General features: G+C 42.5%; 15 protein-coding genes. 7 read left to right on the top strand and 8 right to left on the bottom strand.

The window, feature by feature from the left end:
* Positions 1 to 375: 375 nt before the first annotated feature.
* The 3 genes from AK824_RS00200 to erpA all read right to left on the bottom strand — a co-directional run bounded on the left by AK824_RS00200 (position 376) and on the right by erpA (position 3,336).
* A complete protein-coding gene (locus tag AK824_RS00200) occupies positions 376 to 888 on the bottom strand; it encodes a disulfide bond formation protein B (protein WP_057757661.1) in 513 nt (170 codons plus the stop codon).
* Between the two features lie 139 nt (positions 889 to 1,027).
* Positions 1,028 to 2,602 (bottom strand): glutamate--cysteine ligase, encoded by a 1,575-nt coding sequence (gene gshA / locus AK824_RS00205; protein ID WP_082624521.1) that lies wholly within the window; start codon positions 2,600 to 2,602, stop codon positions 1,028 to 1,030.
* A gap of 353 nt (positions 2,603 to 2,955) precedes the next feature.
* Positions 2,956 to 3,336: an iron-sulfur cluster insertion protein ErpA gene (gene erpA / locus AK824_RS00210; protein ID WP_057757666.1), complete on the bottom strand. Its 381-nt coding sequence runs from the start codon at positions 3,334 to 3,336 to the stop codon at positions 2,956 to 2,958.
* Between the two features lie 661 nt (positions 3,337 to 3,997).
* Here erpA and AK824_RS00215 point away from each other — a divergent pair.
* On the top strand, positions 3,998 to 6,019 hold the full coding sequence (locus AK824_RS00215) for an ABC-F family ATP-binding cassette domain-containing protein (protein WP_057757670.1): 2,022 nt from the start codon (positions 3,998 to 4,000) through the stop codon (positions 6,017 to 6,019).
* Between the two features lie 72 nt (positions 6,020 to 6,091).
* On the opposite strand, the gene AK824_RS00220 is transcribed toward AK824_RS00215, so the two are convergent.
* Positions 6,092 to 6,454 (bottom strand): septal ring lytic transglycosylase RlpA family protein, encoded by a 363-nt coding sequence (locus AK824_RS00220; protein WP_057757673.1) that lies wholly within the window; start codon positions 6,452 to 6,454, stop codon positions 6,092 to 6,094.
* A gap of 499 nt (positions 6,455 to 6,953) precedes the next feature.
* On the opposite strand from AK824_RS00220, the gene AK824_RS00225 reads away from it, so the two are divergent.
* The 4 genes from AK824_RS00225 to AK824_RS00240 all read left to right on the top strand — a co-directional run bounded on the left by AK824_RS00225 (position 6,954) and on the right by AK824_RS00240 (position 11,222).
* Positions 6,954 to 7,445, top strand: a complete 492-nt coding sequence (locus AK824_RS00225) for a DUF3015 family protein (protein ID WP_057757676.1) — start codon at positions 6,954 to 6,956, stop codon at positions 7,443 to 7,445.
* Positions 7,446 to 7,566: 121 nt separating this feature from the next.
* Positions 7,567 to 9,621, top strand: coding sequence for an Lnb N-terminal periplasmic domain-containing protein (locus tag AK824_RS00230; protein ID WP_057757679.1), 2,055 nt, complete (start codon positions 7,567 to 7,569; stop codon positions 9,619 to 9,621).
* A gap of 151 nt (positions 9,622 to 9,772) precedes the next feature.
* Entirely contained in the window at positions 9,773 to 10,798 is a 1,026-nt protein-coding gene (locus tag AK824_RS00235) for a DnaJ C-terminal domain-containing protein (protein WP_057757681.1), read from the top strand.
* Positions 10,799 to 10,898: 100 nt separating this feature from the next.
* Positions 10,899 to 11,222: a chaperone modulator CbpM gene (locus tag AK824_RS00240; RefSeq protein ID WP_057757684.1), complete on the top strand. Its 324-nt coding sequence runs from the start codon at positions 10,899 to 10,901 to the stop codon at positions 11,220 to 11,222.
* Positions 11,223 to 11,303: 81 nt separating this feature from the next.
* Here the strand turns inward: AK824_RS00240 and sstT are convergent, their stop codons facing one another.
* From sstT to AK824_RS00260, 4 genes are all read right to left on the bottom strand, one after another.
* Positions 11,304 to 12,506 (bottom strand): serine/threonine transporter SstT, encoded by a 1,203-nt coding sequence (gene sstT / locus AK824_RS00245; RefSeq protein WP_057757687.1) that lies wholly within the window; start codon positions 12,504 to 12,506, stop codon positions 11,304 to 11,306.
* A 283-nt stretch (positions 12,507 to 12,789) separates the two neighbouring features.
* Positions 12,790 to 13,287: a DNA polymerase III subunit chi gene (locus tag AK824_RS00250; RefSeq protein ID WP_057757690.1), complete on the bottom strand. Its 498-nt coding sequence runs from the start codon at positions 13,285 to 13,287 to the stop codon at positions 12,790 to 12,792.
* 7 nt (positions 13,288 to 13,294) lie between these two features.
* Positions 13,295 to 14,950: a leucyl aminopeptidase gene (locus tag AK824_RS00255; RefSeq protein ID WP_057757693.1), complete on the bottom strand. Its 1,656-nt coding sequence runs from the start codon at positions 14,948 to 14,950 to the stop codon at positions 13,295 to 13,297.
* A 225-nt stretch (positions 14,951 to 15,175) separates the two neighbouring features.
* Positions 15,176 to 15,793: a cysteine hydrolase family protein gene (locus tag AK824_RS00260; RefSeq protein ID WP_057757696.1), complete on the bottom strand. Its 618-nt coding sequence runs from the start codon at positions 15,791 to 15,793 to the stop codon at positions 15,176 to 15,178.
* A gap of 493 nt (positions 15,794 to 16,286) precedes the next feature.
* Between AK824_RS00260 and AK824_RS00265 the strand changes: the two genes are divergently transcribed.
* Together AK824_RS00265 and lptG are read left to right on the top strand one after the other, a co-directional pair.
* Entirely contained in the window at positions 16,287 to 17,603 is a 1,317-nt protein-coding gene (locus tag AK824_RS00265) for an LPS export ABC transporter permease LptF (RefSeq protein ID WP_057757700.1), read from the top strand.
* Positions 17,603 to 18,811: an LPS export ABC transporter permease LptG gene (lptG, locus tag AK824_RS00270; RefSeq protein WP_057757703.1), complete on the top strand. Its 1,209-nt coding sequence runs from the start codon at positions 17,603 to 17,605 to the stop codon at positions 18,809 to 18,811. The genes AK824_RS00265 and lptG overlap by 1 nt, the downstream gene beginning before the upstream one ends.
* Positions 18,812 to 18,866 lie beyond the last annotated feature (55 nt).

Here is an 18,866-nt window from a genome sequence, read left to right on the forward strand (position 1 = left end):
CATTGTCAAAGATAAGGATAATAAGGCATGGGCGCGTAGTAATAATATAAATTAAGAACTTGATAGCATTATCTTATATTTAAAATACAGATAGCTTATGAGTAGAAAGCGACAAATATCTAATGCTTATCCGTTTATAAGGTAAGCTGAGTAAAGATATCAAAGGCTTGAAAATATCTCTGTGGGCTTTTTGTTGTTGGCCTTATATCTAAAAGGCATAAGTTGACATTAGCAATACCTGTTGGTACCGCTAATATGGGTTGTAAGGGCGGGTTAATAGTAGACAAAAAAACAGACATTGTATCGAAGATAGCAATGTCTGTTTTAAAAGCAAAACTAGGAAAGAAACCTAACGTTTTATTAAGTCATAAGATACTAATTAGCAGATTTTACGATACGCATTAATATCAAGACATGTACGATCAGCAGCACACTGAATAGAATCAACGACTGCTCAGGAATACTTAATCCCATAAGCGTCCAATCAACAGAGGCGCATTCGCCAGATCCTGCAAATACTTCTTTGAATACTTGTAGTATAGGAAGGGTATCAAGCCAATAGTTCAGTCCTGGTCCACAAGAAGGTACTTGGTCAGCAGGCAGGTGTTGCAGCCATACATGGCGTGCTGCTACCGCAGTTGCCCAGCCGATACCTACTAAACTACCAAGCCATAGCAATAGTCTTATCACTTTAGACTTAGGATTAAACAACGCTGATATTAGGGCAAATCCGCCCATGACGATTAGACCAACACGCTGAAAAATACAGAGCGGGCAAGGTGAAAGCCCTAGATGACGCTGTAAATAAAACAGCGCAAAACTCATGCCTATGATGGCCATTATCACCAAAAATACTTGCAGGTTACGGTAAGTGGTTAGCTGTCGCATTGTGCGGTTACTCTTATGGGTTTATCTATAATAGATGTGGGGTAGCAATCTAGATTAAGCAGTCAAAATTTCACAGTCAGTGCTTAGCAATCAGACCTTAGCAATCAATAACTGGCAGTTAAAAGCTAGCAATCAAGGCTTAGCGATACTGCTGTAAAAATTCCATAAAGTCTTCTGTTTCAGACTGCTCAACCTCAGCTTGCTGTAAGATAGATTTTTCTGCCAATACTTCGTATTTAGCTTGAGTGTTTGGACTAAGTGTCTGCTGTAGTAAAGACTCGCGATGCTGCTGAGCCAACGTAAATCCAAGCTGCCATAAGCTGCCTAAGCGTTTGCTATCGGAATTCACTTGTGCAGAGATAGTCGACTCCGAGTGTCCTGCTTTGCCTTGCATCAATGCTACGGCCGCGCGGTAATCGTTACCACCGTAGTGAGCATCAAGCAATGCAGCAAGCGGCTGCATACGCTCTAGATGCGTGAGCATCCAGCTTTCAAGTGACTGCTCTTGGCCGTTATTGATGATGTGTAAACCTTCACGGCGACCTTCGTTGACCACACGCTCTAGGTTAATAGCGAGTGCCTCTTCTTCTTCAGGCAGCAAATCAGGTGAATCGCTGAATAGACAGTAGAGCGCCATCACTTCTAAGAAGCAAGCACTAGAGAGGCGAATACCTACGTCACTGTATGGGTCAAGATCGATAGCACGGAACTCGACATAGGCGATACCACGACGCTCAAGCGCTTCGGTTGGTGTTTCACCACTCATTGCGATTTGTTTAGGACGAATAGGGCTGTAGTACTCGTTTTCTATTTGCAGAATATGATTGTTGATTTGAATCGGGTTACCATCTTCGTCTTCTAAGCCAAGCTTAGCAAAGCTTTCGTGCGGTGTTTGAATGGCACGGCGCAGACCATCGACATACTCTGGCAAATAGTTATAACGTATATCAAGTTGCTCTTGCACGCTATTGGTATAGCCAAGCTTACCCATACGTAGGCTAGTCGCAGCAGGTTTGTAATAGGTCGAATCATTGAGCAATTCTAAATCATGCTCACGCCCTGCCAAGAAACAAGGACACACGCTCGGACTGGCACCCAGTAAATATAAGACAAGGCTGGTCAGACGTTTAAAGTTACGAATCAGCCCTAAGTATTTCTCGTTTTTGAATTCTGTCAATGTTTGGCGTTGTGCGGTCGGTGTTTTAGCTTGCCATGTCTCAAACAACGTATCACCAAAAGACAAGTTGTAATGTAGACCAGCAATCGTCTGCATGCGGCGACCATAGCGGATACCAAGGCCACTACGATATAGGGTTTTTAGCTTACCCGTATTAGAGCTACCATAATCAGCTAGTGGGATATCCTCATCTTTAGAAGACAACATGCATGGCATCGATAATGGCCACATCAACTCACCTTCAGGTATGCCCTGATAGACCAATACGTGCAATTGGCGCAGCATATTAAGGGTTTCTTTTGGTGAGGACTTTGGTTCAGTGATGAGCTCAAGCAGGCTTTCTGAGTAATCGGTAGTGATAAAAGGGTGGGTAAGTTTTGACCCAAGTTTGGCTGGATGCGGGGTCTGTGCCAAGAAACCATCAGGCTTTACGCGCAGGCCCTCTTTTTCAATACCGCGGAGCATACCCGTTAAGTGTTGGCTATCAAACCAATTAGGGATTTCGAAATTAACAAAGCTACTCGCAAAATTACTCATAATAGTCATCTATTGTTATTTATTATGGCGGATCAAAACACGATAAGCGTTTGTCCATAAAATAGGTAAATGTTAGGTCAATAATTCCGTCAGTTTAGCTCAAAGCTGTCTTGAAAACCACGGACAATTACAAATACGATAAGCTTTAGGCAAAGCGATTTGTGAGGGTTTTGACCCTGTTTTTAATACAAATTCATCTCGAATATAGCGTTATTCTGGCCAGATAGTTTGATAAAAAAAGCATCTACCTGAGAGATAGATGCTTTGTTCATTATGCCTACAAGCCATTTAACATAGTATTAGCACACTATCGCATTATCTTAATAACCATAACGCAACCGCGTCTATTTGACTTATATAGAGAATGACGAACCGCAGCCGCAAGTGGTGGTGGCATTTGGATTGGTCACCACAAAACGTGCCCCTTCCAGTCCTTCGGTATAGTCAACGGTAGAGCCTTGCAAGTATTGATAGCTTAGCGAATCGACGACTAACGTCACATCACCATTATCAAAATTGGCATCGTCTTCGTTTAGATCATTGGCAAAGTTAAACCCGTAAGAGAAACCAGAACAACCGCCACCCGTCACATAGACACGTAGCATAAGATCGCTATCGCCTTCTTCTTCGCGTAGACGGCGTACTTTTTGCGCCGCACTATCAGTTAGGCTTAATACGGTTGGGTCTACTGGCTGGCTTGAGCTTGGACTAAATTGGTTGGCTGATTCGTTCATATCTACCTCAGTTGCTAGGATCAAATGCGGTCGTCGTCCTGTTTGGGTTTGCAATAGGGTACTTGCAAATAAAGATACGCACGGCGTTTGATTTAATTGGGTGCTGTCATTATGGCAAAGCTATTGGTGCATTATAAGCTGTTTGTACAATTTCAAAATAGTATTTGTGCCACCACAACACTTTGTTGGCTCTATTGATAGAGGGCACTTATCTTTTAGCAGTATATCATAATGGGGGTGCGGATTCGTTTGTCAAGAGTGATGCAACTACTGAATTTTACTAATGAATAGCAGTGTGCCATTTTTGATATTGTATTGTTTAAAATAACTGCGTCAATGGGCTAAACCAATAACCAGACTAAAAAATAATAGCGTGTGACTATATAAAACACTACTTAATAATATTAGGCGGTCTTAAAGCTTATTAGTCATATTACGGTATTTTACGGCCATAACCTTTATAATAGTAACAACCATGTATGAGCTCAAGAGTCGCTTGTGCAACTTAAGGTGTTTAGCGTAATAAATACTTAGTTTTGAAATAGTTATTTAATTGTTTGCCTATGGGGCAAGCGTTTGAAATAATAGCCGCCAGTTGGCATACCCTATGTGTGTTTCTTATTGCCCTATATCTATATTATTGTTGAGATGAAGAAATTATATGATCGAATTTAAAGACGTTGGTGTTCGCCGTGATGGTCGTGAATTGTTTGCAGGTGCAAGCTTTCAGCTCCATCCAGGTCACAAAGTTGGACTGACGGGCAACAACGGCACAGGCAAATCTACCTTATTTGCGCTATTACTGACGCAGATGGGTACAGGCGATACAGAGGTCACCCTTGATAAAGGTGAAGTCAGTATTCCTGATAGCTGGCATGTGGCGCACATGGCACAGGAAGTTGGTGCTACGACGCAGTCTGCAATCGATTATGTATTGAGCGGTGATGAGCAGTGGTATGAAATTAATGCGGCGCTAAATGATTTGAGCAGTGTCAGTGATGAGCAAATTGGTGTGTTGCACCAGCAGTTCGATGAAATCGACGGATACCGTACGCCGACTAAAGCGGCACAAATTATGGCAGGTCTTGGTTTTAAAACTAGCCAGCATGAGCTGCCAGTAGAAGGGTTTTCTGGTGGTTGGCGTATGCGCTTAAACCTCGCTAAAACCTTGATGAGCCGTGCTGATCTGATGTTACTCGATGAGCCAACCAACCATTTGGACTTGGACGCTATTCTGTGGCTTGAAACATGGATCAATGCCTATATGGGCCTGGTCATCGTCATCTCGCATGACCAAGCGTTTTTGGACGCGACAGTTGGTCATATCCTGCATGTAGAGCAACAAAAAATCACTCTATATACTGGTAACTATCAGCAGTTTATTCGTACCCGTCACGAGCGTATGGCGCAGCAGCAGCAAGCGTTTGAGAAGCAAGAAGCGACTAAGGCTCACTTGGATGACTTTATTCGTCGTTTCCGTGCTAAAGCCAGTAAAGCCAAGCAAGCCCAAAGCCGTATTAAGCAGTTAGAGCGTATGGCAGAGCTGTCACCAATGATGGCTGACAATCCTTTCTCGTTCCAGTTTTACGAGCCAGCAAACATGAGCTCACCACTAATTGAGCTGACCAACGCAGATATCGGCTATAGCGAGACACCGCTTCTACACAATGCCAATGTACAGGTAACCCCTGATACCCGTCTTGGCTTACTAGGTATGAACGGCGCTGGTAAATCAACATTGATTAAAGCCTTAGTCGGTGAGCTTGGGGTTTTAACAGGGAAATATCGCGTTTCGGATACCCTAAAGCTAGGCTATTTCAATCAGCATCAAATGGATATCTTAGATGCCAAAGCAACGCCTATAGAGATGTTACGTCGCCTAGCAGGTAAAACCTCTGATGCGATGCTACGCTCATTTTTGGGTAGCTTTGACTTCCGCGGTGAGCGCATTGATACACCAAGCGAGCTATTCTCAGGTGGCGAGCGAGCGCGTTTGACCTTGGCGTTAATTGTTTGGCAACGTCCAAACGTCCTTGTACTCGATGAGCCAACCAACCATTTAGACTTACAAATGCGTCAAGCATTAACTATCGCCTTACAAGGTTTTAAGGGCGCAGTGGTACTGGTCTCGCATGATCGAGAGTTGATTGCTAATGTCTGTGATGAGTTGTATCTGGTACACGATGGTATCATCGAAGAGTTCGATGGTGACATTGGTGACTATGGTAAGTGGCTAGCAGAGAAGCGCAAACAAGAGAATGCGTCAGATAAGAATACCGGTAAGAAAAAAAGCAAAAAAGAGAGTAAGAAGTTTGTTTCACGTGAAACAGATAATAGTCAAGCAAGTAATAAAGCATCTGATAATTCGTCAAAAAGCAAAGCTGCGACGCCTGCACTTAGTAAAGAAGAGCAGCGTAAGCTAGCCGCTGAACAGCGTAAAATGACAGCACCTATCCGCCGTGAAATAGAGGAAACAGAAAAGACACTGGCTAAGATTGATAAGCAGCTTGTAACGCTTGAAGAAAAACTGGCTGATACCGAGCTGTACGAAGAGAGCCGTAAGTCTGACTTACTTGTATTGCTTAATGAGCAAACGGCGCTACAGCAGCAGCATAGTGATAATGAAGAAAAGTTACTACTATCAATGACGACTTTAGAAGAGATGGAAGCTAAGTTCGTATAAAGCGTTATAGATAGTTAGTTATATAAGCAGACATAAAAAAGGGATGGCATAAGCCATCCCTTTTTTATTACATTATTCCTTACGATATTTGCCATCGCCGTACGACAGTATTTCCATCGTGGTCGTACAAAGCTGACAGTTTATTTCACCAGCAGCGGCTTTTGATAAATCAAGGATACGACCTCTAATAAAAGGTCCTCTGTCCGTGATTTTTACAACGACGCTCTGCTTTGTCTTTTGATTGGTTACTTGTACCTTCGTGCCGAACGGTAACGTGCGATGTGCAGCGGTTAAAGAGTTCATGTTGAAGATACTACCACTCGCTGTGCGCTTGCCATGAAACTTACTACCGTAATAACTGGTATTGGCTGCAAAAACTGTGGTGCTAAGTAGTAGCGATAAAGTGACAACCAAAGACTTGATTAAATAAGACATTTAATACCTTTAAGCAATTAATAAAATAGACAGATGCTCTTGCCTACGTTATCTATACTCCCTATGAGTATGAATAATAGGGGATTCTACAAGAGCTAGCTTGTCATATTATTACTGCCGTGTAAAAAACTCATGAGGTCAAATACCTGTTTTTTAAGGAAAAATAGATATTTTTTAGCAAAAATAATGATGACGTAGGTACTAAAATTAGACTTATAAAGAGTGATTCTCATAAAGAAGCCGACAAAATATTGGAAAGCCCACAACGTAATATAAATAGGTAATATATAAAGACCAAATCTATCGATATAGCATAATTATCGTTATGAAAGCTCAAATAGTAATAGATAATATAATGTAAAAAAACCTTGCTATATTCTTACTATTTTGTAGAATGCATAAGGTTAAACATTATTCTAGAGTATCTATCAAATATACTCATAATAAGTTTGATCTTTTATCAAATAATCTATTTTTTATCGTCTTTCGAGGAAGTTTTATGTTGAAAAAAATTGCGTTCGCTTCAGTTGTCGCGGCAATGATTCCGTTTAGTACAGCGAATGCTGATCTTGGCTCTAAATTTAAAAAAATAGAGACTGGTCGTACGATTGAGCAAGTATACAAAGAATGCGGTATTGGTGGCGCTTTGTTCGGTAATTCAAGTCCTATCCTTGCTATTATCTCTAACGTGACTTGGGATTGGGGTACTACCGCTGCGACTTCTAATTCTATGTCTCCTGAAACTTGCCAAGGTGGCAATGTTAGAGCGGCTGTTTTGATCAAAGAAGCATTCCCAAGTGTGGAAAAAGACTTAGCTTCAGGTCAAGGTGCTCATTTATCTGCCCTACAAAGCGTTGCTAACTGTGATTCAGCTGCTAGTGTACGCGCACAATATGGTCAATATACTCAGACTTCTGCCTATCGTACTGCTACGCAAGATCAAAATGCTGAGACGCTATTTAGCATCGTTAAGCAAAGCTGTATTATCTAAATATTGAAAGTATTAAGTTTTTAGTTTAATACTCAAAATTTTGATAATTTAATGATAAAAACACGTAAACCTAGTGCTTACGTGTTTTTTATTGCTCATGTATTTATGGTATCTAAATAAAATGCAAAAAATGTTTTTATGGGTAGCTTGCTTGGCTGCAACGACTATTTGCAATGCGGAAGTTGATGAAACGAATGCCTATGCTTCAAATCCAGTAACAGTAGATAAAGAAAATAAATTCTCTTCTAGTAATGCTTCGTCTATCGCAGTAGATATGACTTCAAGTGAGCCCGATAATTTGCCAGATATTGAGCCAAGCGTACAACGACTCGATGAATCGCAGGTACAGGAGCAAAACCAAAACTCTCATAAAGATACCGCTATTGACCCCATAAAACTAAAATCATTGGCTAAGCACTCCCAGTGGCAACATCTATTGTTTTATAAAAATGGCAGGGCTGAAGTCATCTCACCAGATTTTTATTTAACCAATCCTAAGCCTCGTTCGAAACGCAATTTTGATCCCTATGCAGAGCTTATAGCAACGATAGAGCAAATAAATAATGAGGGCGTAGTTTGTAAGTATCCAGCCAGATATTTATGGCTTAATCATCATTTACCAGAGCTGAACGTCGATCTCAAAAACTGCTCAAAATTACCCGATGCAAATCAAGAAATAAGCCTGATCCTAGTAAGCAGCTATCTAAAAAACCCAGCTTCTTCATTTGGTCATGTACTGGTCAAAACCAACACGCCTATAGATAATGCAAATAATACGAACAGTGATGTCAGAGGGCTATCTAGCGAGGACTTACTTAATAATTCATACAACTTCGGCGCTCGTATTCCAGAAAATGAGAACGGTGCGATGTACGCGCTTAAAGGACTATTTGGGTTTTATGATGCTGGGTTTTCAGAGACGGAATTTTTTAAACAAGACGCGGTATATTCCAAGAACGAGCAACGTGATATGTGGGAGTACGTGCTCAATCTAGATACCTTTGAAACGCAATTATTGAACTATCATTTGTACGAAGCAAAGTCCGCTCGATTTGACTATTACTTCATCAAACAAAATTGTGGTTATCGCTCAGGAGAGTTACTTGAGCTGATAAGCGACATAAAAACGACTGAGCGAGTAGGTCCTTGGTATGCGCCAGATTATGTATTCGATCAGCTATTAGAACACGACAACGGCGCTGATTCCTTAGTGTTTTCAGTACGCTATTTGCCCTCTGAACAAACGCAGCTGCGCGAGAAGTTTGTACAATTATCTAAGCCAATACAAGCCATCATAAACTCTGTCATTCGTACAGAAAGCACTGCCCCGCTTGCTACCTTAAACGCGGACGATAGGGCGGTTGCGCTTGATTTTCTGATCTTACATCGTACTTATAAAATCACACAAGACAATACACTGAAGCAGCAAGCTTTCAAAAGCGAATTGCTCAGTCAGCGTTTTGCGCTACCAGCTAGCAATGGTTTGGCTCAGCTGCCTGTACCAAACAAACCCTCTCCAGCATTGAGCAACAAAACCACGCAGACCACAGTCGTTTTATCTGAGGAGAGGGCAGAAGTTGGTTTATCGTTATTTGTAAAAGACCCACTTAACGCTCATACAGATATTGATAAACGTTTTGAAGCCGTAAAAGCGTCACTGGGTTATAGCTTTAATGTGCATCAATGGACATTGACGGATTTCGTATTTTTAGACATGCAGCAGATTGAAGATCTTAGACAAACATTATCAGGCGAACCTAAACTGTCTTGGCAACTGAAAACAGGCGCTCGTACAGACATGTTTACTGGTAATCGGCATAGCCCTTACGCACAAGCTGGCGTTGGCGCAGGCGCTAAGTTTGGTAAACATATACTGGGCTATGGTATGGTCAATGCGACGGTCCATGATCAAGATAGACACGCAGATATCGGTATTGAGCTTGGCTTACGTATGAAACGTAATAACCAAAGTGCTGAATTGTCTTACGTAACTTCAAAGCGAGAAGGGCGCGCTGCTATTGATGTTGCCAAATTGACATTACGCCAGCAGCTATCAAAGAATAACGACGCCAGACTTATAATGACATATTCAGACACTGTGATGGCCGATAATAGCGTAGTGATAGGTGATTCAGATAAGATCGATGCTGCAGTCGCTTGGCACCACTACTGGTAATATTTATATAACGGTGTTTGTTGTAATTATTGTTATGATGATAAGTAGGCTACAAAAATTGCTATAGCAAAATCTAGTAGCCATTTATACCGTATCGTTTGAAATTGGCAGACTGATACCACTAATATGTTTTTATTTTGGGGAAAATAACATGGCAGAGAAAAACTACTATGACATTTTAGGGGTCAAAAAAGACGCCTCAGACGCTGATATCAAAAAAAAATACCGTAAGCTCGTTCGTCAATACCATCCCGATGTCAGTGATCATCCAGACGCTGATAATAAAATTGCAGAAATAAACAACGCTTATGAAACGATCAGAGATAAAGAAAAGCGCGCTGAATATGACGCTATGCTAAATAATCCGTTCGCGGGTCAAAGTAGATCAAGTGGGTTTGGGAGCAATGGGCAAACTGGTGCGGGTCAAGGTGGTTTTCGCTGGGAAGATATCAAAGATCAGTTTGGTGACGGTGAGGCCTTTGGTGATGGTGGTTTTCGCTTCGATGACATTTTTTCAGCATTTGGTCGCGGCGCACGTGGGTCAGCTGGTGGGCAAACAGGCAGTCGCTCTCAAAGCAGCGGTTTCGATCAATTTGGTGGTGGCTTTGGGACGCAAGATAGCAAAGGTCAGGATCAGCATGCCGAGATTACCGTTGATTTATCTTCAGTCTATAGTGGCGACGACTACAGCATTAAGCTAAACGTCCCTGTTCGTCAGCCCAATGGTAATGTCGACTACGATAATAAAACCCTTAAGATAAAAATCCCTAAAGGCATCACTGACGGTAAGCAAATTCGTTTAGCAGGGCAAGGCGCTGCTGGTAGCAGTAATGGCAAAAATGGCGATTTGTTTTTGAAGGTTAAAATTCGTCATGATGCCAATATTCGTATAGAAGGCGCAGACGTTTATCAAACCGTGAATATTGCACCGTGGGAAGCGGCGTTGGGTGAAAAAATCAATGTCAGTACACCAGCGGGTACGCTTGGTGTGACCATTCCTAAGAACAGTAAGTCCGGTAGCAATTTACGTCTCAAAGGAAAAGGTATCCCTGCCAAGCAAGCAGGCGACTTGTATTTAACTTTAAATATTGTCAATCCTGATGTCAGTAACGATGCGTCGATACAGGCTTATGAGCAGCTAAAACAAGCCTTTGCTGATACCAATATTAGTCGTTAGACGAGATTATGAATAACTGTCATTTATTACCGAAGTAATAAACGAATAGCAGAGATGAATACGATACCGATGAAATAAAGAGAAAACGAGGATAATAGCTATGAACCACTCGACTGAATTTACAGACATCATCATGAGCTTAGATGAACTGGTCTCTGCCTGTGGCCAAGAGCGCCAATGGGTCATCGAATTAATCGAAGAAAATATCATTGAATATGATGTACCAGAGCATGAAAAATTTACTGGTTATCAGCTGACGACAGTGCGCCGTGCATCACGACTGAGTCGTGATTTTGAAGCCAGCGTACCAGCAATTGGTTTGATACTTGAGCTGTTAGATGAGGTTGAGCAGCTACGCCAACTCAAACGTCAGATAGAGCAGCAAGCACCAGTGGTTGAAGTCGATATAAACACTCTAAAGTAATCAAATAATCAAAATAACACGTAAAAAAAGGGCCCTTTAAAGGCCCTTTTTTTATGTCTATAGAAAACATTTCAGCAGAAATTAACGCGAATACGTCGGATCCGCCGCTGCTGTAAACAACACATCAGTTGAAGAGTTCAAGGCAGTCTCAGCTGAATCCTGAATCACACCGATGATAAAGCCAATCGCAACCACTTGCATCGCGATATCATTTGGAATGCTAAATAAGCTAGCAGCGAGTGGAATCAATAGTAGTGAACCACCAGCAACACCAGAAGCACCGCAAGCACTAATCGTAGCAACCAAACTGAGTAGCAGCGCTGATGCAAACGTCACTTCGATACCCAACGTATGAGCAGCAGCAAGCGTTAAGACGTTAATGGTAATCGCAGCACCCGCCATGTTAATGGTGGCACCTAGTGGAATGGTCACCGAATAAGTGTCTTCATGCAATCCAAGCTTACGGGCAAGGTTCATGTTGACTGGAATATTGGCTGCTGAACTGCGTGTAAAGAAGGCAGTAATTCCTGATTCGCGCAGACATCTGAACACGAGTGGATAAGGATTTTTACCCGTTTTAATAAGGACGATAAGCGGATTGGCGACCAACGCAATGAATAACATGCAGCTGATCAATACCATCAAGATACGTGCATAGCCTGCTAAAGAAGCAAAGCCTGTCTCAGCAACCGTGCTAGCGACTAGGCCTAAAATACCAAATGGGGCTAAAGCAATAATCCATTTAACCACTTGTGAGATGGCATCAGCGAAATCGCCAACGACATTGCGCGCCGTATCACTGGCTTGGCGCAATGCAAAACCGATAATAATTGCCCATGCTAAGATACCAATGTAGTTGGCTTCAGCGATTGCATTGATAGGGTTAGCGACCAAGTTCATGAGCAAGTTCGTCAAGACTTCTTTTAGGTCAGCAGGTGGTACTTGTGCGATATCGGCGTTTATCAAGACCAGCTCTGTCGGGAATAAAAAGCTGGCACCGACTGCTGTTAGTGCTGCCAAAAAAGTGCCAAACATGTACATGATAAGCACAGGCTTTACGTAAACTTCATTGCCACTGCGATGTTGACTAATGGCGGCCATAACCAGAATAAATACTAGGATGGGAGCGACTGCTTTTAGTGCGCCAACAAAGAGTGTACCAAGCAACCCTATGGCGGTGCCGATACTTGGCGCTAGCCAACCAATCAATACCCCTAATACCAAGCCAATAATAATAAGCGGTACCAGCCCTATACGCTGATACATCGCAATCAATGAACGCATCTGTACACCCTCAAGTCCGTTAAAAGTAAGTGAATTGTCACAACAGAAAATTTATCGAAGGATGGTAGCATTTTTTGACATATTCGCATACCGCTCATAGCAGTAGCTGTTGCGTGCAAACAGAGGGATAGTAGAGTTATACAACTAGTATAAAAAGAATGCAGCACTTATAGGCAAGGGCTAGCTACTCAGAATACCTCATCAAGGAGAGAATAAAAGCAGCGATATATAAGGTAGGAAGGGTATTCCGTTGTAAAAGATAAGGGGAAAATAAACGGCAGAGCTACACCTTAAAGTGGGTCAGATCGTAACCTAATTGCTGGTAGGCTTTATATTTATTGCGACCTTCTTGTGTACTTGTAGCATCAGGTCGGATCAGCTCAAGGACTCGAGAGGGTTTTGAATTATTAGTAGCAGCCATAAAATCGTTGACGGGACGTGTCGTCGTATTGAGCACGATACCATTAAAATCAGCTGGCATATGATTGCCTAGCAGTACAGGGGCTGATACTTCAGAAGTAGCAATGTTGATGTTGCTATCATCAGTACCCCTATCATCGGTACTTTTATTGTCATTATCAGAAAGACATTGATGCGGTATAAAACTCGTGGACTCTTGTGCCCAAAGTGCCGTATCTAGATTTGCTAGTAATGTCTCATCTTCAATTAAAATCAGCAAAGACTGAGCGCTTTTGTTAAGCGCCGTCTGAGTCAGCTGACAAATAAAGCCCAAGAAATCTTGGGCCTTACTTTCACTTAATACATAAAAACTAATTTTCATAAATGGATTAAGCCATCTCTGCGCTGTTTTTTAAATATTGCATAAACAATGGTACAGGACGGCCAGTGGCTGCTTTATCTTTGCCTGAATTCCATGCAGTACCAGCGATGTCTAAATGCGCCCATGCTTGCCCTTCTTCAACGAAACGCGATAAGAAGCAGGCGGCAGTTACGGCACCAGCACCTTTACCACCGATGTTTTGCATATCGGCGATTGGTGAATCAATCTGAGCTTGATACTCATCATCTAAAGGCATATGCCAAATTAGGTCACCTGATAGGTTGCTAGCATTTTCTAAATCAAACAGGACATCTTCATCATTACTAAATACGGCTGAACGCACATGGCCTAGTGCAACCACACAAGCACCAGTCAAAGTGGCAACATCGATGATGGCTTTTGGCTGATAACGCTGCACGTAGCACAAGGTATCTGCTAGTACTAAACGACCTTCAGCATCAGTGTTCAAGATTTCGACTGATTTACCATTCATCGCTTTAACGATATCGCCTGGACGCGTTGCATCGCCTGATGGCATGTTTTCAGCACAGGCTAGCGCACCAACGACGTTGATTGGTAGACGAGCTTCGCACAACGCTTTGATTGTACCAAGTACTGATGCCGAACCACCCATGTCAAACTTCATCTCATCCATTGCCGCACCTGGCTTGATTGAGATACCGCCTGAGTCAAAGGTTACACCTTTACCGACTAATACGATAGGTGCGTCGTCATTGGTCGCTTGTGCATTGTCATTGCTATTTTTGCTTGCATTTTTAGCTGACTTTTTGGTTGGTAGTTTATCGGCTAATGCCTTTAGACCACTTACTTTTGCGTTAGTAGTGGTTTGCTCAGTAGTGCCTACATTTGAACTAAATTCTGATTTACCACGGTACTCCATGAGTACCAGCTTACCTTCTTTGGTAGAGCCTTGTGCAACGGCCAAGAAGCAATGCATACCTAGCGCTGACATCTCGTCCTCACCTAGTACCTTCACGGTCAATAGGTCAGGGTAAGTTTTCGCAAGCTCTTGAGCTTGTTCAGCCATGTAAGCTGGGAAGCAGATATTGCCAGGCTCATTGGCTACATCACGAGTAAGGCTCTGACCAGCAAATACTGACTGAGCGAAGGCAAGTGCAGGCTGTAGTGACTCATCCGCTAATAGATAAACATCAGTCAATACAGGATTTGCTTGCTCAGACTTATACTTGTCAAAGCGGTAGCTTGCTGCCAACAGATTAAGGGCAAATTGACCAAAATTGTTTTCTTCTAGTGCATCACCCAAGGCAACAGTGATAGAAGACACACGCTTTTGTGTGCTGCTATAGATGGTATTGGCGATTTTTTGCAGTACTGTATTGTTGAACTTATCAGTGTTACCTACACCGACCAACAGCAGTTGTACAGGGTTTTGCTTAGTGGTTTTCTTATCACCTGCCAGCGCATAATCAGCAACAGTCTCACAGGTAGTGCCCTTGAAATGTGATACTTCAATCAGCTGCTCAATACGAGCTGTATATTCGCTTAGCATAGATTCAGCAAGAATGTTTTTCTTGTCATCGACCAATACAACCAGACAAGCATCGTCTTTACTTTTGGCTTCTTTTTTCAGGATTTTTTGTGTATGGGTCTTTGGTAAATGCTGAGATAATTTGATATTCATATAGTTATCCTTATTAGAGTTATGAAAATTGCAGGATTTGGATGACTGCTTATACCTGTCAGATTATTAGATTATTTGGTCTGTTGAGCAATCACAGTAGTGTAGCATATTGCGATAATCGTGCGCAGTTAGCAAGCCTTAGGTAATACGTTTGAATTATTATGCTGTACTAACTTACGCTATGGTTTAGCGGTTACATTATCATTTTTCGATGATGCCAACATATTAGCCATTGATCAATTCATCGGTCGTTACCATCGCGGCAAATCTGTCTTGTAGTGCGGCCATGGCAGTATCATGCATGATTTCAGCGCTTATCGGCTCTCTAGTAGCGCTAGGTAGGTCGCGAGTGGCACAAGCATCATGGCAGACAAAACTATCGAAACCTAGGTCAAATGCGGCGCGGACGCTTGAGCTGACACACATATGACTCATAAAACCCGCAAAGATAATCTGCTTTTTTCCTGCTGCTGAAATCAGTGATTGTAATTGCGTATCATAAAAGGCATTCGGATGCTTCTTGGCAATTACTGTTTCGCCATCTTGCGGCTGCAAATGTTCGACGATCTCAACGTTAGCTGATAAAGGATCAAAGACATTGCCATTCTCGGCACCATGATGGGTAATGTGAAAGATAGGTAAATCTTGCTGACGCGCTTTATCGAGTAGTAGACGTGCATTGGTGATAGCTTTTGCCCCAGCGTCCCCTAATGGCATAGCGCCATCGACGTATTCGTTTTGATAGTCGATAAGAACAAGCCCGCAATTTGACCAGTCAAGCGCATCGAATGTGCCGCCAGCGAGCTCAAGTAGGGTAGAGGGTGTAGAGGTTGTTTTATTCATTAGTATTATTCTCCGTTTGACGATATAAGTATATTTTTCTATCAGTCAGTCTAGCAATTAATAACAGAGATAAATGTTCGATGATACGAATGACAAACAAACCTTTCTAAAATAAATAAAGCAAAAACTTAGCACTATAAATACTATCAATTCAATGTAATTTGAGGTTTTATCAATTATTTATCCAATATTTGCTATATTTGTTACTTACTGTCAATAATGCGCTCTCAGCAAGGTGTAGGTAATGTTTTCAAACACATTTCACAGCCATTTTTGAGCAAAACATGCTAGCATTAGCGGTTATATCTGTCGCTTGTGTTTATTGAGTATGACTAACCAGTCTCTTAGTAACGTTTACCGTTATTTGAGTATGTAAATGACTCATATCATGCTGGCGATATGTCGTCGTATGATCTAAATAGTCAATAAGCTCATCATCAATCGCGCGCATACCAACCGTTTAAGAGTACCCATTGTGATATTACGCCGCTACATGACACAACAAGTTGCCTCGACCACTGCCTTAGTGTTGGGGTTTTTGGTAGTGATGATGCTCGGCGGTCGTTTGATACGCTATTTTGGCATCGCTGCTGAAGGTCGTTTGGACGTCAGCCTACTGTTTACGATCATTGGGTATAACCTACCGTATTTTTTAGAGCTCATTTTACCGTTAGCATTCTTTATCGCTTTGATGCTCGTATTTGGCCGCTTATATGTCGATCAAGAAATGGCAGTGATCAATGCTAGTGGCGTGTCTCGCGGTAGGCTTGCTCGGTTAATGACACCATTAATATTGGCATTGTTCCTTGGTGAAGCGGCACTATCTATCGTCGGCAAGCCTTGGGGCGTACGCTCATCTGAGGCTGTCTGGCAACAGCAAGCATTGACCAGTGCGTTTGATTTGATTCGTCCGAACGAGTTTATCAGTAGCGGTAATTATCATTTATACGTGGGTAGTCTCAGCGATGATAAGAAAAAACTGCAAGATGTGATCTTGATCCAATCTGAACCTACGAAAAAAGGTAGTGCTGCTGAAAGTGTCAATGCTAATGCCACTGCTACTGATATGAATAACACGATTGACAGTGAAACAGCCGAACAAATTGGCATCTCAGACATACCAAAAAATATTATAAATAGCGGTGCAAAGGACATTAGCAAAGACACTATTACGCTGGCTAAGCGTGCTGAGCAAGTGGATACCGGCAATAGCGGCGTGACCCAGTTGGATTTGTTCCAAGGACGTCGTTACGAAGTCGGCGCAGGCAGTCTGAAGTATAATCAAGTCGCTTTTGATCGTTATCGCATCACCTTGACTGAGTCTTCACAGGAAGTTATCACCGAAGACAATATCGAAACGCAAAAGATTGGAACATTGTGGCAGGCCGCCACGAGTAGCTCACCATCAGGTACGAATAGTGCAATGCGTGCTGCACAAGGTGAGCTTGGCTATCGTTTGGCGCTACCATGGCTGATGATTATCGCGCCTATGTTGGCCGTGCCACTGGCGCAAGTCCGTCCGCGTCAAGGACGTTGGTTGCGATTGTTTCCTTCTATCTTATTATTTGTCAGCTGTGCATTAGGTATCATCTCGCTCAAAAACGCGGTGAGCAAAGACAGCATCAGCGTATGGGCGTATGCATGGCTGATTGTAGGATTTATGGCATTGGCGCTTTATATGAATTGGGGTAGCCGTGTGCAACATCGATTGCGCTTTCGCAAACAAGAAAACAGGCTATCCGTTGCCGCAACTAGTTCAGTTAGCGACATAGATAATCAGAACAACAGCTCACAAGGAGGGCAGTCTTAATGCGCTCTTTATTTGCTAAGTCAGACAAGTCTGTTCCATTGGCCAAAAAACCTGCCAATCTAAAAGTCCTCAGTCGTTATGTCAAACTCAACGCTCTATTAGCTATTATCGCTGCCGTCATTGGCTTATGGGCATTACAGCTGATTTTTTCTTACTTATCAGAGCTTGATTCGTTAGATGATAACTACACCATGGGCGAGGCGCTCAAATATATCTTTTATCGTTCGCCTTACTTTTTAGAGCAATTTATTCCAACGGGTGCGCTATTGGGTGCTGTCATAGGGTTAGGTTTGCTGGCGAATAAAAGCGAGCTGGTCGTCATGCGCGCGGCTGGGGTCAGTATTTATCGTATCGTCGGTTGGGTATTACAGCCCGCTTTGATATTTGTACTGTTGGCATTAGCTATCAACCAGTTCGTTTTACCGTCTTTTAATCAGTTGGCAAAACAGATTAATGATGAAGACAGCACCTCACTGGTCACATCAGTACGCGGCTACTGGACGATACAGCCACGATTCGAAACCGCAGAAGATGGCAGTGCTACACCTGATGGTAGCGACGTTTTATATATTGATTATGCTGATGTCGCGGGTAATATTGGCGAGGTGAAACGCTGGCATTTGGACAACAACGGTAATTTGCAAACTGCTGTCCATGCGGAAGGTGGAAAGTATACTGGCCGTGAACCAATTGATGTAAATAGTGAAAAGCCAAGTGAGCAGTATCGCTACGAGTGGCAGCTAAATGATATGGTTAAGCTCTCTATTAATCAGGGCTTTGAGAGTAGCCAAGCCGTTTCACCATCAGATACGTTAAGCTTACCCTTTGCCCCAGAGTCTGTATATCTGTTAACGCGTAAGGCAGAGGATTTGTCATTGACGCAGCTGTATGAGCACCGTACGTTTATGCGCCAACAGGGCAACCGTTCTTTAGATCATGAAGTGGCATTTTGGCAAAAGCTACTATCGCCATTATCGATATTGTCGCTGGTGATTGTCGCTTGCTCGTTTGTCTTTGGCTCGCTACGGACGCACAGCTTAGGCTTGCGTATCGTCGTAGCGTTGTTGTTTGGTCTACTATTTAGCTACATTCAGGACTTAGTCGGATTTGTATCGCTAGCGACAGGCTTTTCACCAATGCTCATGGTGCTATTACCAATTATCGGCAGTGCACTATTAGGCGGATATTTGATAAAACGCCAGATGTAAGATGACAGTTAATCATACAAAATAAAAAGCACGCTAAATCTAATTTAGCGTGCTT

This window comes from Psychrobacter sp. P11G3, assembly GCF_001435845.1.
In the GTDB taxonomy this organism is placed as follows: Bacteria; Pseudomonadota; Gammaproteobacteria; order Pseudomonadales; family Moraxellaceae; genus Psychrobacter.